The sequence below is a fragment of the Parabacteroides sp. AF21-43 genome (assembly GCF_003635435.1).
Classification (GTDB): Bacteria; Bacteroidota; Bacteroidia; order Bacteroidales; family Tannerellaceae; genus Parabacteroides; species Parabacteroides distasonis.
The window spans coordinates 29429-46502 of sequence record NZ_QTMG01000012.1 but is presented as its reverse complement, the minus strand read 5'-3'; the positions used below and the strand labels follow the sequence as shown (position 1 = coordinate 46502).

The 17074-nt window shown below is 44.3% G+C and carries 12 protein-coding genes; all 12 read left to right on the top strand.

Annotated features, from left to right (window positions below; genetic code table 11):
* The first annotated feature begins 86 nt into the window (after positions 1–86).
* The 12 genes from DWX84_RS10430 (at position 87) to DWX84_RS10370 (ending at position 17061) form a co-directional block, all read left to right on the top strand.
* Positions 87–305, top strand: a complete 219-nt coding sequence (locus DWX84_RS10430) for an NVEALA domain-containing protein (RefSeq protein WP_005867482.1) — start codon at positions 87–89, stop codon at positions 303–305.
* Positions 306–313: 8 nt separating this feature from the next.
* The gene (locus tag DWX84_RS10425) at positions 314–1363 is read left to right on the top strand and encodes a TolB-like 6-bladed beta-propeller domain-containing protein (RefSeq protein WP_005867481.1); all 1050 of its coding nucleotides are present in this window, start codon (positions 314–316) and stop codon (positions 1361–1363) included.
* Positions 1364–1375: 12 nt separating this feature from the next.
* Entirely contained in the window at positions 1376–2230 is an 855-nt protein-coding gene (locus DWX84_RS10420; RefSeq protein ID WP_005867480.1) for a DUF1573 domain-containing protein, read from the top strand.
* Between the two features lie 206 nt (positions 2231–2436).
* Positions 2437–2667, top strand: a complete 231-nt coding sequence (locus tag DWX84_RS10415; RefSeq protein ID WP_005859565.1) for an NVEALA domain-containing protein — start codon at positions 2437–2439, stop codon at positions 2665–2667.
* 187 nt (positions 2668–2854) lie between these two features.
* Positions 2855–3907 (top strand): BF3164 family lipoprotein, encoded by a 1053-nt coding sequence (locus DWX84_RS10405; protein WP_005859567.1) that lies wholly within the window; start codon positions 2855–2857, stop codon positions 3905–3907.
* 95 nt (positions 3908–4002) lie between these two features.
* Positions 4003–4863, top strand: a complete 861-nt coding sequence (gene lepB, locus DWX84_RS10400; protein ID WP_048927114.1) for a signal peptidase I — start codon at positions 4003–4005, stop codon at positions 4861–4863.
* 6 nt (positions 4864–4869) lie between these two features.
* Positions 4870–6279: a transglutaminase domain-containing protein gene (locus DWX84_RS10395; protein WP_008777849.1), complete on the top strand. Its 1410-nt coding sequence runs from the start codon at positions 4870–4872 to the stop codon at positions 6277–6279.
* Positions 6280–6281: 2 nt separating this feature from the next.
* On the top strand, positions 6282–8090 hold the full coding sequence (locus tag DWX84_RS10390) for an O-antigen ligase family protein (protein ID WP_009275349.1): 1809 nt from the start codon (positions 6282–6284) through the stop codon (positions 8088–8090).
* 100 nt (positions 8091–8190) lie between these two features.
* Positions 8191–9258 (top strand): efflux RND transporter periplasmic adaptor subunit, encoded by a 1068-nt coding sequence (locus tag DWX84_RS10385; RefSeq protein ID WP_008772846.1) that lies wholly within the window; start codon positions 8191–8193, stop codon positions 9256–9258.
* 27 nt (positions 9259–9285) lie between these two features.
* Complete coding sequence (locus tag DWX84_RS10380) at positions 9286–12351, top strand: efflux RND transporter permease subunit (protein ID WP_022192522.1); 3066 nt, start codon at positions 9286–9288, stop codon at positions 12349–12351.
* Positions 12348–13841: a TolC family protein gene (locus DWX84_RS10375; RefSeq protein WP_005867468.1), complete on the top strand. Its 1494-nt coding sequence runs from the start codon at positions 12348–12350 to the stop codon at positions 13839–13841. The genes DWX84_RS10380 and DWX84_RS10375 overlap by 4 nt, the downstream gene beginning before the upstream one ends.
* On the top strand, positions 13831–17061 hold the full coding sequence (locus DWX84_RS10370) for an efflux RND transporter permease subunit (RefSeq protein WP_121961556.1): 3231 nt from the start codon (positions 13831–13833) through the stop codon (positions 17059–17061). The genes DWX84_RS10375 and DWX84_RS10370 overlap by 11 nt, the downstream gene beginning before the upstream one ends.
* Positions 17062–17074 lie beyond the last annotated feature (13 nt).

The following is a 17074-nucleotide window of genomic DNA, read 5'->3' as shown; positions in this document are numbered from 1 at the left end:
TTTTTCAACTGTCAGCTAAAAGTCACCTAAAAAGATTGGCTATCCAAAGACCAAGCCGTACGTTTGTAACAAAAATTAGAAACGACATGAAACAAATTACTTTCAAGAAAGCTTTCGCTATCATTTTCATTTGCGCCTTGTGTGCTTCGTATTTTCTTTTGAAAGAAGGAAAACAAAATTTCACAGATCTTACTTTCTCTAATATTGAAGCTCTAGCTTCCGGTGAAAGTGGATCCGGAGATTGCTATGGGGCTGGCTCTCTATCATGTAATGGAGGATATTACAAATATATATACAACCGTTAAAATAACACATGAACTACTACGTGTACATAGTTCTATTAATAGGTAGTCTGGTATCCTGTTCGGAATCCTCACGGCACTTCCCCCGCTACGAGGATTTTCCCGATGAAAAGGCATTAAATGCGCAGGTTATCCACCTAGATACCGCCTTGTTCCGCTATCCTTTCCGGGTAGCGGTCAAGGATGGTATCGCTATTATCATGGACTTGCACAACGTAGATTATTTCTTCCATGCCTTCTCTTACCCCGAATGGGAATATATGACATCGTTTGGCAAACGAGGCGAGGGACCTGAAGAAATGGCATCGGCAGATTGCTTCCGATTTATCTCCAAGGATTCTATCTGGACGCTCGATGCGAACAAAATGCGAACAACCCGGTGGAAGATTGAACAAAATATGAACAACATCATCCCCGTAGAAACGATCGATATGGACAAGCGGCTGGTTAGGGCATTGGACTTTTACCCGATGGAATCGGGCTTTTTGGTATCTGACTACCTCGGTGAATATAGACAAAAGTGGACAGACCGAGAAGGGAAATGGATTCACTCCGCTAATCAGATCCCAACCGAAAATAATTATGAAGACATCGCTCGCCCCGCATTGGCGCAAGCGTGGCGAAGCTTCTTCGACTATAATCCCCAAAAAGGCATCTTGGTCATGGCAACCCAACTAGGAGAAGCATTAGAAATATACAACTTCACAGATACTACACAAACCGTACGATACGGACCTAATGGAGAACCTCAATTCGCAATCTCACAATCGGAGGGAATTCCAACGGGTATCATGGGATTCAGTGATGTTCATATCACAGACAATTTCATTTATACCGTATTTCATGGCCGTAGTTTCAAAGATATCGGGCAGGCATACCAACGAGGGGAAGATATCGAGGATGGCGGGCGATACATCTATGTATTCGACCTCAAAGGAAACCCCGTCCGGAAATACGTGCTCGACCATGCCATTTATGGTATCGACGTAGATGAGGATACGGGGACGATCCTTGCCACGGATGTAAATAGCAACGATCCGATTCTTTCATTTAAAATATAACGACAAAATATCATGAAATACTTAAATCTAATCATACTATTATTATTCCTTCTAGCTTGCCAAGACAAGAAAAAAGACGAGATCAAGCATTTAGTATCCGAATGGCAAGGAAAAGAGATACGATTTCCGAAAGACATGGTCTTTGCACGGTTTGCAACCGATACGGTAGACTTCACCCTGCCAAAATCCCCCCACAAGGTGCTGGTTTTCGTGGATTCCATAGGATGTACCAGTTGCAAACTCCAACTGCACCGATGGAAAGAACTGATTCAATACACCGACTCCATTACCCAAGGAACGGTTCCCTTCCTCTTTTTCTTCCAGTCCGATGACAAGAAAGAAATACGGTATCTATTGAAAAAAGACAATTTCGACAAACCTATCTGTCTGGATCAATCCGACAAGCTGAACGAACTAAATCATTTCCCGGCCGATGGGAGATTTCAAACCTTCCTATTGGATAAGTACAATAAGGTCGTAGTGATAGGAAATCCTATCCACAACCCGAATATCCGGGAGCTATACCTAAAAGAGGTCACCGGAAAACAACCCGCTTCACAAATACAGACCACCGTGAAAGTGGAAGAGGCATCCATACAGCTAGGAACTATCCAAATGGGAGAAAGCAAAGAAGCTGTTTTCCGATTAACAAACACAGGAAATAACCCGTTAGTCATACTAGACGCAGCTACAACCTGCGGCTGTGCCCGCCCATCTTTCGACAAACATCCCGCCAAGCCGGGAGAGATCCTTCAAGTAAGAGTCATCATGACACCGAAAGACAAAGGAGTCTTTGACGAGACGATTACCGTGAAATGCAATACGAATCAACTGATAAAATTAAACATTCGGGGGATGGCTCAATAAATAAAAAAGAAGGGAGAGCTTGCCGGATATATTGGAACGATCACAAGCAAGCCTCCCACCCCACTTTTACTCATGAAGCAGAAAGGAGGTGACACAAAAGTAGTAAATTAAATTGAAAGAGGAATTCGAGAATATCCTTATCTTGCAGAAGAATAGTAAGCAAGAGATTAAATTCTCAAAAACATAAACTATAAAAAAGAAATATCATGAGAAAAAAGATTTTAGGAATAGCCGTAATGGCAGTCGTAGCAGTAGCTGCGGCATGGAACATCAACCAGAGTGAAAACGAGATTAAACTCTCTGATTTAGCGCTTGACAATGTGGAGGCATTGGCTAGTGGGGAAGGTGGAAGCGGATATTGCAGTTACTCTGGGGGAGGATGTATTATCAAATATTCCGATGGGACATCCACTTACATACCGGGACGTTGGAACTAAAATTTAATCAAAGGAGGGTGTGCCAAAACGAAAAAAATCACAATGGAATACAGTCGGTAAATCAATGGAATGCAGATGTTTTCTCATTGATTTTTAATTTGTATTTCATAGACTCTAGGTATCTTGAGCAAGAAGAAAATGTGTTCAATCCCTTAATTTGGCATGCCCTCCTTAAAAAATCAGTATCATGAAGAAATACATTATCTTACATCTTTCACTCATCCTATTAGTATTCATCGCTTGTACCGATGATCAAAAACAAGATGACAAAAACATAACCTTCCAGAGAAGTGATTTCAAAGTCCGAAAATCACTATCCGGAAAAACTATTGAATTTGACAGTCTTATTTTACGACCTTCACAAATCCAATTATTCGACTCCTTCCTAGTTACTTGCAATCAAGGGGCGGAAAAACAATTCCACATCTTCAACCTCAATACGGCACATAAGGAAGGAGAATGTATCCCTGTAGGACAAGGGCCTAAAGAGATGATGACACCATGTTTCGTCAATCGGAACGATTCCGTAGTCATTTTTGATATGATGACCTCTACGATTTTCACTTACTCTATCCCGGAATTTACCAGTGGAAAAGAACCGGAATACGCCAGCCGTATCTCCCTAGATACAAAACCGCTATGGAGCAATATTCGAAGCTTGGGCAACGGGTTCTTAGGCGTATCCTATCAAGAGACGAGTCCTGGATTCCTTTTTGATCAAACAGGTAAGAAAACGATGGATTTCGGTACTTATCCTAAAACTGAGCAGGAGTATACTCCTGCCGAATTAATCAATGCGTTTCGGGCAGACCTAACCACCAACCGAAAAGAGAAGGTTGCAATCACTCACTACTTCACTGATTTAATTTGCATCTATAACGTGAACGGGACCTTGGAAAAACAATTACGGGGACCGGATCATTTCGCATCTGTTTTCAAAGAATTTAGGGATGGAGACATTATCGGAAGTAAAGCGAGCCCGCAAACTTATAGAGACGCTTTTTATAGTCCTGTAAACGTGGGGAATAGTTTATTTGTTCTTTATAATGGAAAAATGGTGACAGAGCCTAATTACAATATATTATGCAAAGAATTATTTGTAATCGGATGGGACGGTAGCCTTGAATGCCATTACACATTAGACCAAGGAGTCTCCTCCATCGCTGTAGACAATCAAAAACGGAAGATCTATGGTATCAGTGATGATCCGGAATATCATATCGTAGTGTTCGACTATTGATGACTGATATCCAAAGAATTTGGATTTAGGAAATGAGGCATAAACATAAAAGAATGGGAATAGAAAAACGTATATACAAAACAAATATAAATCAGATGTTACGATATCTGACACTTATATTTTATGGGGTATTTGGTATTGGTTGCATATACGCATTCTTCCTCATCTTCTGTTTCAGCACGTTCAAAATCCCTTCCGATTCCATGGAGCCTCAACTCCAAACCGGAGATCAAGTATTAGTAAACAAATGGATAGCCGGACCTAGGCTATTCAATATTTTCGCATCTATGAAAGGGAAGCGGGTAGATATATACAGAGTACCCGGAGTCGGGCAAATCAAACGGAATGATATTCTCGTATTCAACTACCCGCATCCCTATTCATGGGAGCGGATCGAAATGCACATCATGCAATATTATATCAAACGCTGCCTCGGGTTACCGGGAGACTCCATCCGGATCGAACAGGGATTCTACCGAAACAACCATACAAAAGAGCCTTTGGGGAATGTGGAAAGTCAAGCGAACTTATCCAGACAAAAAGCGGATCGGATGCCGGACGGTGTCTACCGTTGTTTCCCTTTTGATTCTACATTCAATTGGAATGTTCATGATTTCGGTCCTTTGTATATCCCCCGAAAAGGGGATAGAATTACCGTGAATCAAACAAATTATAAGCTATACAAACAAATGATCGAGTGGGAATCAAAAGATTCCCTATCGTGGAAAGATAGTAAAGTTTATATAGGAGACAAACAGGTAAGACAATACCAGTTCCAAAGCAACTATTACTTCGTGGCCGGAGATAAGACAGAAAACTCTAGAGATTCCCGTTATCTCGGACTTATACCGGAGGAATTTATCGTAGGGGTAGCTTGGAAAGTGTGGAAATCCGTTGACCCTTACACGGGGGAATACAGAAAGGGACGTTTTTGGAAAAATATTCGAAACAATTGAAGAATTATGAATAAGCTTATTTTATATGTATGCGCTTGGATCTGTCTGCACTCTTGCGGTTTCTCAAAAAGCCAAGAAGAAAGTATGTTGGAATATGCGTTGTCGCAAGCCGGCGATAACAGGAAAGAGTTGGAATATGTCATCAAATACTATGAAGGGGATTCATTAAAAAGAGAGGCCGCCCGCTTTTTGATACGCAATATGGTCTATCATTTCGGATATGAGAAGCGAGAGAGGGTATCAGACATCACCACCCTATCCTCGGACTATCTAATCCGTAATATCGAGCTGGCGTTTCAGGCGTGGCCCAAGCCCTGGAATAAATCGGTAAGTTTCGAGAATTTTTGCAGGTATATACTTCCCTACCGGGGGTTATACGAACAGCCCTCCGGTTTACGTGAGGAGCTGATGCGGACGTACCTCCCTTTGCTGGATAGTTTGCATATTGATAACACGTACGATGCGGCCGTGAGGTTACAAAAGATACTACGAACCCGAGTCACCTATCAAACGGAGATACCCATCCACTATCCAACCGCAGAGGAGATCCACCGGACAGGGGTTGGACGTTGTGATGGGGTAGTCTTGTATGGTATCCAGCTGATGCGTGCGGCCGGTATTCCCACTGTAGCAGAACATACGATCTGGACTCGTAGGAACGGGGAACATTATTGGTGCGCATTCTTAAACGAGGATGGGCGATTCCTACCTTTCGCTCCGGAGTACGAAGGCCCGGATTCCTTGATCTACAACCTAACCAAGCCGTTCTTGACCCCGGCCAAGGTTTACAGATACGGATTCGCCCCCTTACATCCGGTAACGACCGAGTCGACCGATGAATACCGTACGTTCTTAAAAAATCCGTTATTGACCGCTGTCACGGAGCAATACCTACCACCTGTCGCAGATATCCATACGACTTGCGACCTCCCGGTGAGATCAAAAAGAGCACCTATTTACCTCTGTACCTATAATCATGGTAACTGGAGGCCTTTCGCCATGAGCGAACGGATCGGCAACCGCTGTACCTTCCCGAAGATCGTAGGCGATGATGTGTTTATCATCGCCGAATATGACAAAGAGGCTTATGGCTCACTACGCTTCATCACATCCCCTTTCCATGTGAGCAATACGGGGATCATCACGAAAATTAAGCCCGATCCGGCCCGAACCGATTCCATCTTTATCGCCTCGGACAACCCGTATCAACAGCAAGTGCCGTATACACTCGCTTATTGGGAACAGGAACAGCAGTGTTTTAAAAACGGATATTTCCCGACAGACACGATACCCGGTGGCATCCTCATTCGCAAGATACCTAAAGGGAGCCTGTTGAAAGCGATGATCTCGCGACCGGAAAAGGCTGCGGAAGATCGTATCTTTTTGGTGGAAAACGATACGGTAAAAAGATATTAACCATGAAAGAGCTGTTGAAACTCGGCGTATATACCCTACTCGGGACACTTTTGCTAAGCGCCCCTTTCGCAGGATTGGGAATGCTATCCACACACTTGGTGACAGAGAAAACCTTTTGGATTCAACTAATCGCCCTGTTCTTATCCGCCGTGTCCCTACAAGGTTTGTGGTTGAATCCAAGCAAGGGGCTGTGCCCATGGACTTACGTGGATATCCTCCCCCTTTCCCTCTTGGGGCTTATCCTCCTCTCTTATCCCTACTCCATACACCCGGAGCCGGAAAAGCTCCTGTTTATCGGACAAATGGTTGTCTTGTGGTATCTGCTTCGGCAGGTGTTCCATGAATATCCGGTGCTCATAGGATATTTTTCAATGTTCTTTATCGCGACAGGCCTTATAGAAGCCATCTGGGGCTTCCGTCAATTACAGGGATGGGCCTATTCGAACCATTCCCTGTTTCGGCTGACCGGCTCTTTTTTCAATCCGGGGCCTTATTCCGGATATTTGGCGATCACATTACCGGTGGCTCTTGGCATCTTGCTGGAACAGTCCAAACGAAATATGCCCTATTACCTGTCCATGGGATGTATAGGCACAGCGATCGTTGTACTTCCTGCGGGAATGAGCCGATCGGCATGGATAGCGGTGGTCGTTTCTTGCGCCTGGGTATATGCCCTGTACCGCCTTGACAGGAAACAGGCAGCGACCAGACTGAGACAACACAAAAGGTGGTATATCATAGGCGGTATCCTAGGCGGCATATTGCTTCTTGGCGGGAGCGCATCACTCTATACATTAAAGAAAGATTCGGCAGACGGAAGGTTTCTGATGTGGAAGATCACGACGAAAGCGATACAAAAACAACCGATTACAGGTACCAGCCTAGGTGGGTTCCCTGCCGCTTACGCTGAAACACAAGCGGAATACATGGCTTCGGGAAAAGCGACTGAACAGGAAAAGTTGGTTGCCGGATGCCCGGAGTACGCATTTAATGAATACTTGCAGATTGGATTAGAACAGGGGTTAGTAGGATTAGCCCTATTTATAGGCTGGCTGGGGCTTCTATTTTATAAAGGAATAAAGAACAAAAGGTATGCTTGTTGCGGGGGATTGATGTCTATGGCTATATTCGCCTTCTCTTCTTATCCATTGCAATTGCCGGAGTTTTGGGTAGTATTGATATTCCTAGGGGTGATGAGCGTAACACCGGACAAGGATGAGATCCGTGAGAACCAAGCCGAATCAAATGGCCATAGATGGGGCAAACAGATATTTTTTATGGGAATCGCTATTCTTGGAATTGGTTTGTTCTGGATGCAAAAAGATCATTATAAGGCTTATCAACAATGGAATAAGGCGCAAATGTTTTACAATAATAAAGCTTACGAAGCGGCCTTGGAGGTATATGAACCTTTGTATCCATTATTGAAGCATAAACCGGAATTCCTTTTCGAGGTCGCTCAATGCCTAAGCAAGACCGGACGATACGAGAAAGCGAATGGATATCTGGAAAGAGCTGTCTTATTAAGCTCCGATCCCATGCTTTATTACGTAATGGCTAAAAATGAGCAGTGTTTAGGTGAATACCGACAAGCGGAAAAGCACCTGTTACATGCCATTGATATTTTACCGGAACGTATCTATCCGTATTATCTGTTAATGAATCTTTATACGGAACCATCTTATTTTCAACCTGCAAAATTGAAAAAGGCGATTGATTCCGTATTAACTAAGAAACCCAAAGTGGAAAGTTCCGCTATTAAAGAAATGAAAGAGAAAGCACGAAGTATGTTAAACAACACATCAATATGAATACAATATCCTTATTTTTATAGCAATTACGACTACATCGTAACAATAAATACTTATATTTGCGAATGACAAATTGTACAAACCGATCAATCATACGAGTATGAAATACTATAAATTGTTGACCTTTACGCTTTTATTCTGTTTAAGCGCATGCGGCGGAGAAAAGAAAGATACAGATGCCACACAGGATTCCGTAGAGACCGTATTGCCGGATGAGGCGAACGAAGTCACGATCATGACATTGAAGCAAACGGAATTTAATCATGAGTTGATAAGCAATGGTAAACTGTCCGCTCGCAAGTTGGTGGACTTACGGTTTGAGTCGGCGGAACCCATCGCCCGTATCTACGTGAAGAACGGAGACCGGGTAAACAAAGGACAGAAAATAGCGGAACTCGCTACTTTCCGGCTCACGAACAAAACAGCGCAAGCCAAAGATGCCCTAGAGAAAGCGAGGCTTGAATTAAAAGACGTATTGATCGGTCAAGGATATATGCTGGAAGACTCAGCGAAAGTCCCGCCCGCAACGCTCAACCTAGCACGGGTAAAAAGTGGATATGATCTGGCGCTCGCCCAATATCAACTTGCCCAATATGAGGAACAGAATGCGACGCTAATCGCGCCTTTCGACGGTATTATCGCAAACCTTTTCGCTAAACAAGAGAACGTGGCGTCTACGACGGACGCATTCTGTACCGTTATCGATCCTCATAGTCTGGAAGCCTCTTTCACCGTATTGGAAAGTGAGTTGCCGCTTATCCAAAACGGAGATAAAGTGGAAGTTACCCCTTTCGCCACCACCAGCTTAAAGACTGAAGGACGTATATCCGAGATCAACCCGCTAGTGGATGAGAACGGGATGGTACAAGTGAAAGCGGCGGTAAACGACAAAGGTAAATTATTCGAAGGCATGAATGTACGGGTTAGCGTACAACGCTCGCTTGGGAAGCAATTGGTCGTACCTAAAACGGCTGTGGTATTACGTTCCGGAAAACAAGTCGTATTTACTTTAGTTGATGGGCACGCTTATTGGAACTACGTGCGCACCGGACTGGAAAACGCGGATAGTTATACCCTTTTGGAAGGATTGAAAGAAGGGGATGTCGTGATTACAAGCGGCAATATTAATCTGGCGCATGAGTCACCGGTCAAGGTAATTGAAAATTGAGAATTGAGAATTGAAAATTAGTTGCGTATGATTCGCTTCCTGCTACAACGTCCGATAGCGGTATTGATGGCTTTTACGGCTTGCTTTATCGTGGGGTTGGTGACTTATTTCACCATACCGGTCTCCTTATTGCCTGATATCGCCATACCTGAGATTACCGTTCAGATATCCGGACAAAATACATCCGCACGGGAATTGGAAAACACCGTCGTGAAGCCGGTCCGTTTGCAATTGATGCAAGTGGCAGGATTACGGGATATCCATAGCGAGACTCGTGATGGAGCGGGTATTATCCGCCTTAGCTTCGACTTTGGCACGAACACGGATCTTGCCTTTATAGAGGTCAATGAGAAAATAGACGCCGCCATGAATTACCTGCCCCGTGAGGTAGAACGTCCACGGGTAGTCAAGGCGAGCGCTACGGACATTCCGGTGTTTTGCCTCAACCTCACACTCAAGACAATTGAAAATGATGCCGCTTTCCTCGATCTTTGCCAATTCGCGGAAACAGTGATCAAACGAAGGATTGAACAGTTGCCGGAAGTGGCGATGGTGGATATCACGGGCATATTAGGACGGCAATTACAGATCGTACCGGATATGAAGCTCTTGGATATGGCTGATATTACGTTAAATGATTTGGAATCAGCCTTGTCTGCCAATAATATAGAGCCGGGAAGCATGACCGTACGGGATGGTTATTATGAGTACAATATCAAATTTTCTACCTTATTACGTACACCGGAAGACGTACAAAATATCTATATCCGTAAGAATGACCGGATCTTCCAGATAAAAGATCTGGCAAAAGTAGCTGTCGTACCAGAAAAAGAAACCGGCTTATCGCTAGCCAACGGGGAAAGGGCCGTCACGTTAGCCGTTATCAAGCAAGCGGATGAGAATATGGACAATATGAAAGAGGCGCTTGCCGAGGTTACCGATTATTTCAAGTCTATTTACCCGGATATTGAATTTACGATCACAAGAAACCAGACCGAGTTATTGGATTATACGATCTCCAACCTCAAACAGAATCTATCGTTAGGTTTCTTATTTATCTGCATCGTGGCGATCCTTTTCCTCGGGGACGTAAAAAGCCCGGCGGTAATCGGACTAAGTATGGTAGTCAGTATCATCATTAGTTTCTTGTTCTTCTACCTTTTCAATATGTCCTTAAATATCATCTCCCTATCCGGATTGATTTTGGCATTGGGTATGATGATAGACAGTTCCATCATCGTGACGGAGAATATAGCGCAATACCGGGCAAAAGGAGATAATCTGGAAGAAGCGTGTATAAAAGGGACCACAGAAGTAATCACCCCCATGCTTAGTTCCACATTTACCACGATCGCCGTATTCGTCCCGCTGGTATTTATGAGTGGTATAGCGGGAGCGATTTTCTTCGATCAGGCGTTTGCTGTTACGGTTGGTTTAATGGTCTCTTATTTCACCGGAATCATGTTACTGCCTGTACTTTACAAATTAGTTTACAGCATACCGGAGATCAAGCATTCCTTTTTCAATCTGAAAATAAACAATTTGATCAAGGAGCATACGCTAGACCGATTCTATGACGGAGGGGTTGATTTCATATTCAGGCATAAAACCACTAGCCTACTATTTGTAGCTGTCACTATCCCCCTTTGCGCGATCCTATTCTATATGATCCCCAAAAGCCGGATGCCGGAAATCGATCAGAATGAGTTAATCGCACATGTTGAATGGAATGAGAACATCCATATTGATGAGAATAGAAAGAGAGTCACCGAATTATTTGGTGAGGCCGATCGGTTAGGTGCGCAACACACGGCCTATATCGGACAGCAACAATTCCTGCTAAACCGAGACAGGGAATTATCCATCTCGGAAGTAGAGCTTTATTTCAAGACAGAAGAGACCGATGCTATCGCTCCTTTACAACAAGAAATCTCCGCTTGGGTAAAGCGAAATTACCCGACAGCCGTATTATCGTTCTCTCCGCCGGAGACTGTGTTTGAGAAACTGTTCGTAACCGGTGAGGCCGATATCGTAGCCGAGTTCTATGCCCGTAACAAAGAACAAGCTCCGGATGCCCCTACTTTGCAAAAACTAGAGAAAACACTAGAGAGTAAGACCGGTCTCGCTCCCGTTGGCGTAGCTTTCGAGAATCAATTAAACATATCCATAGACCATCAGAAACTATTACTTTATAATATCTCCTATGAAGAGGTCTACCGGGTACTTAAGACGGCCTTCAAGGAAAATGAAGTCGCTACTTTACGCTCTTATCAACAGTATTTACCGATCACGCTAGCCGGAAACGAGCAAACGGTCGATCATATCCTACATAATACGTTAATCCGTACGCAACCGGACGAAAACCAAAAGACGAATCATGTCCCTCTTAGTGCAGTAACAAAAATTACTCCCGGAGAGGATTTGAAGATACTCACCGCTGGAAAGAACGGGGAATATATTCCTTTTAGCTTCTATCAAGTAGAGAATGCGGAACAGTTAATGGAAAATATTCGGGAGCTCGTCCGCAGCGAATCCAAAGATAAGACGAATTGGGACATCGATTTCTCGGGAAGCTTCTTCTCGAACCAACAAATGCTGAATGAACTGGTCGTCATCTTGTTCATATCCATTCTCTTGATGTACTTTATCTTAGCGGCGCAATTCGAGAGCTTCTTGCAGCCCTTGATCGTCCTGCTGGAAATACCTATAGACGTAGCCGCCTCCTTACTGGTATTATGGATATGCGGGCATACCTTAAACCTGATGAGTGCTATCGGTATCGTGGTAACTTGCGGTATCATCATAAACGACTCTATCTTGAAACTGGACGCGATCAATGAGCTTCGGAAAGAAGGTGTACCCTTGATGGAAGCGATCCATGAGGCGGGTCGTCGCCGTCTGCGCCCGATTATCATGACCTCATTGACAACTATATTCGGTATGGTACCGCTACTATTCACGTTCGATATGGGAAGTGAGTTGCAAAAGCCACTCTCCATTGCCATGATCTCGGCGATGCTGATCGGTACGGCTGTCAGTTTATTTATTATCCCTTTGGTTTATTGGTTTATCTATAGGAGACATGCATTATGAAAAAAAGATACAAGAGGACATTCCTAGTTTTATACGCGTTCTGTTCGCTATTAGCCGAAGGAGTATCGGCCCAATCGCTCGTCCTTTCCCTTGAGAAGACGATCTCATTGGCCGCCGATAGCTCGCTGGAGGCTTTTCGTACGAAAAACCTATTCTTGTCCGGCTACTGGGAGTTTCGTAATTACAAAGCGGAGCGACTGCCTAGTCTTACATTGAATATCACACCCGCCGAATATTACCGGGATATCACGAAACGATACGATTCAGAAAAAGACATCGACGAATACCGTAAGCAACAGTCCTTTTATGCGGGAGGAAACTTAAAGATCAAACAGAACTTCGATATGCTGGGTGGTAGTTTCTTCGTGGACACGGATCTGGGGTATATGCGCTATTTCGGCTCGAATACTTATAATCAGTTCACCTCCGTTCCAATCCGTATCGGATACAGCCAAGATTTATTGGGATACAATCCTTTCCGGTGGGAGAAGAAGATAGAGCCTCTAAAATATGAGAAAGTAAAGAAAGAGTTGCTTTATAATATCGAGACCGTCAGCGAGCAAGCCACCACTTATTTTTTCTCTTTAGCCATGGCTCAAGTAGAATATGATATGGCCAAAGAAAATGTAGCGACAACCGATACGTTATACCGTACCGGCCAAGAGCGGCATAAGATCGCGGCTATTAGTCAAGCGGATTTACTGACACTCAAGCTGGATGCGATCAATGCCCGCAATACGTTACAAAACGCCGATATAGCCTTGAAGCGAGCCATGTTCAGCTTGGCCTCGTATTTGAATTTCGATAAGAATACGGAGATACGGCTTCGTCTGCCGTCACGCCCCCATGATATGGATATTCCGGTGGATCAAGCATTGACGTTAGCCCGGGAAAATAACCCCAAGTTTCTGGAAGTGCGGCAAGAGGTACTAGAGGCCGAGCAACAAGTAGATAAGACCAAGAAGGAAACCTTATTCAACGCATCCTTAAATGCCAGTATCGGTTTCAATCAAGTAGCGACCCAGTTTAAGGAAGTTTACAAGAATCCGCTGCAGCAGGACTTGGTATCGATATCTATCTCTATTCCCCTTATAGACTGGGGAGTACGGAAGGGTAAATACAATATAGCCAAAAGCAATCTAAATGTTACGCAAATATCCGCACGGCAGACGGAAGTCACTCTGGAGGAAGACGTAATCATGACTGTCGGCGATTTCAATGTACAGCAAAACCTGATCGCCAGTGCCGAAGAGGCTTTGGACATCGCGATCATGGCCTATAACGAGACCAAGCAACGTTTCATGATCGGCAAAGCGGATATCAATAGCCTTACGCTCTCCTTGAACCGACAGCAGGAAGCGCAACGTAATTATATCACGGCCTTGCAAAATTATTGGTTGAGCTATTACAAAATACGTAAGCTCACCTTACATGATTTCGAGACAGGCATCTCATTAGCCAACGAATTTGATTACGAGCATGGGTTCTAAGCCGAACATATCATCCTTTACGATCATCGTCACCTTCCTCTGTATCGCATTGGCGGGGATCGCTTTCGTGCCTTTATTGCCGATCAAGCTATCTCCCTCCCGTACGCTGCCGAAATTAAGTATCAGCTATAATATGCCCTCCAACTCAGCGAGGGTTATCGAGATGGAGGTAACCTCCCGGTTGGAGGCGATGCTTGCCCGTATCAAAGGAATCAAAGAGATCTCCTCGACCTCGGGAAACGGATGGGGAAGGATTACCTTAGAACTAGATAAACATACGAATATAGATGCCGCACGTTTTGAGGCATCAACAATTGTTAGGCAAACGTGGCCGGACCTTCCGGAAGAATTAAGTTATCCGATTTTAGAGATGAGCCGTCCGGACGACAAGGAATCACGCCCGTTCATGAGTTATACCTTGAACGCTTCCGCTACCCCGATATTCATCCAGCGATTCGCCGAGGATCAGATAAAGCCCCGGCTTAGCAGCGTGCAAGGTATTTATCGTATCGATGTAAGCGGAGCGACCCCTATGGAATGGCGCTTGGAATACGATAGCCGCCAGCTACGGGATCTGGGGATCACGATAGAGGATATCCAATCGGCGATCAGCCAATATTACAAAAAAGAGTTCCTTGGAACCGCTAATATGGGACAAGGAGATATCGGCAAGGAATGGATTCGTCTGGCGTTAATGCCGGAAAAGATCACGAATGGGTTCGAACCATCGCATATCACCGTCGCAAACAAAGATGGTAGCTTAATCCGGCTGGATCAATTGATAAAGGTAACCCGGCAAGAAGAGGCCCCGCAAAGTTACTACCGGATCAATGGTTTAAACTCTATTTACCTGTCTATCCGTGCGGAAGAGACTGCCAACCAGTTGCAATTAGCCAAGAAAGTGAAGGAAGAAATGGAACATATCCGCACCTTGCTTCCTCCCGGTTACGAGATCCATACCAGTTACGACGCTACCGAATTTATCCAAGAAGAATTGGATAAAATCTACGTCCGTACAGGCTTGACCATCTTGATCCTCTTGCTCTTCGTTCTGCTGATTACCCGGAATGTACGTTATCTATTCTTGATCATCATCAGTTTAAGTATCAACCTGTGTATAGCCGTTATCCTTTATTATTTATTAGGGTTGGAGATGCAATTGTACTCGCTGGCGGGTATCACGATCTCTCTCAGCTTGGTGATCGATAATACGATCGTGATGACTGATCACATCCGGCACCATCATGACCGGAAAGCTTTCTTGTCTATTCTGGCGGCAACTTTGACGACTATGGGTGCTCTCGTAATTATCTTCTTCTTGGATGAGAAGATACGGTTGAATTTACAAGATTTCGCCGCTGTCGTGATCATTAATCTGGCCGTATCTTTGTTCATCGCGTTATTCTTGGTTCCGGCATTGATCGATAAGATGAATTTGCACCCGAAGAAAGCCGCTTCTTCTTCCCCAAAAGCTCGAAGTCATTGGAAACAACATCCGGTGGTCCGTCCGATACGGTCGTTCATACACCGTTTCCCAGTCTATTTCTCTCATTATTACCGGACGCAGATCCGTTTCCTTTGCAATTGGAAAAAGCTGGCTTGCCTTATTCTAGTACTGGCTTTCGGACTACCGATATTTTTATTGCCGGAGAAGATCGAGCCGGAAGAGAAGGATCTATCCGCAAGGGACTCTTTGTGGATCGCCCGCTACAATGAATTCGCAGCGAAAGATATTTGGAAGGAAACGATAAAACCTATCGTCGATAAGAGTTTGGGAGGAACCTTGCGCCTATTTGTCCAAAAGGTATACGAGGGAAGTTATTTTACCCGGAATGAAGAAACGGTATTAAGTATCAGCGCTTCCATGCCAAACGGTACGACCCTTGATCAAATGAACCACTTGATCAACCGAATGGAGGCTTACTTGAGTACCTATAAGGAAATACGGCAGTTCCAGACCAGTATCTATAACGCACGTCAAGCCAGTATCAACGTCTATTTCACCCGTGAGAACGAGCGAAGTGGTTTCCCCTACACCTTGAAAAGCAGGGTGATTAGCAAAGCGTTGGAATTAGGTGGTGGAAGTTGGGGCGTATGGGGACTTATGGACCAAGGTTTCAGCAATGATGTCCGTGAGAACGCAGGTTCTTTCCGGATCGAGATGTACGGATATAATTATGACGAGCTATACGAATGGGCGGAGAAACTGCGGGAGAAATTGCTTACGTATCGCCGTATCAAGGAAGTATTGATCAATTCCGAGTTTTCTTGGTGGAAGGATGATTATCAGGAATTCTACTTCAACTTGAATAAATCCCGTATGGCGCAAGCGGATATATTGCCTATCGATTTATTCGCGTCTATCCGGCCTGTTTTCGGTAAAGATATCTACGCAGGTACCATCGTCGTTGATAACGAGACGGAAAAGCTAAAACTTTCTTCCCGCCAATCAAAGGAGTTCGATATATGGAGTATGCAATATGTACCTCAAACCATCCGTGATAAATCCTATAAGTTGTCCGAACTCGCTATCGTCGAGAAAAGCCAGACCCCTCAACAGATAGCGAAAGTAAACCAGCAATACAGGCTCTGCCTGCAATATGAATATATCGGAGCTTCCTCACAAGGCGAGAAGATACAGAAAAGGGAACTTAGAGAGTTTAACAAGATCCTGCCTATGGGATATACGGCTAAAGCGGAAAAGAACTATTGGTCATGGGATCAGAAAGATAATAAACAATATGCGTTATTATTCTTGATCATCGTTATTATTTTCTTTACGACCAGTATCTTGTTTAATTCCTTGAAACAACCGCTGGCGGTCATTTTTGTCATACCGATCTCTTATATCGGGGTATTCCTGACCTTCTATTGGTTCAAACTGAACTTCGACCAAGGTGGATTCGCCTCCTTCGTTTTATTATGCGGTATCACGGTAAACGCCAGTATCTATATCTTAAACGAATATAACCAAATTCGGGAACGGATACCCGCTATTTCCCCAATCCGTGCTTATCTAAAGGCATGGAACGCCAAGATCACGCCGATTTTCCTAACCGTTATATCGACCATACTCGGATTTATCCCGTTCATGCTAGGCACCGATAAAGAAGCCTTTTGGTTCCCGCTCGCCGCCGGAACGATAGGCGGCCTTATCATGTCTATCCTAGGCATCTTCTTTTATTTACCGATATTTACGCTGAAAAAAGAACGGCATTAAACAGGAATACGTA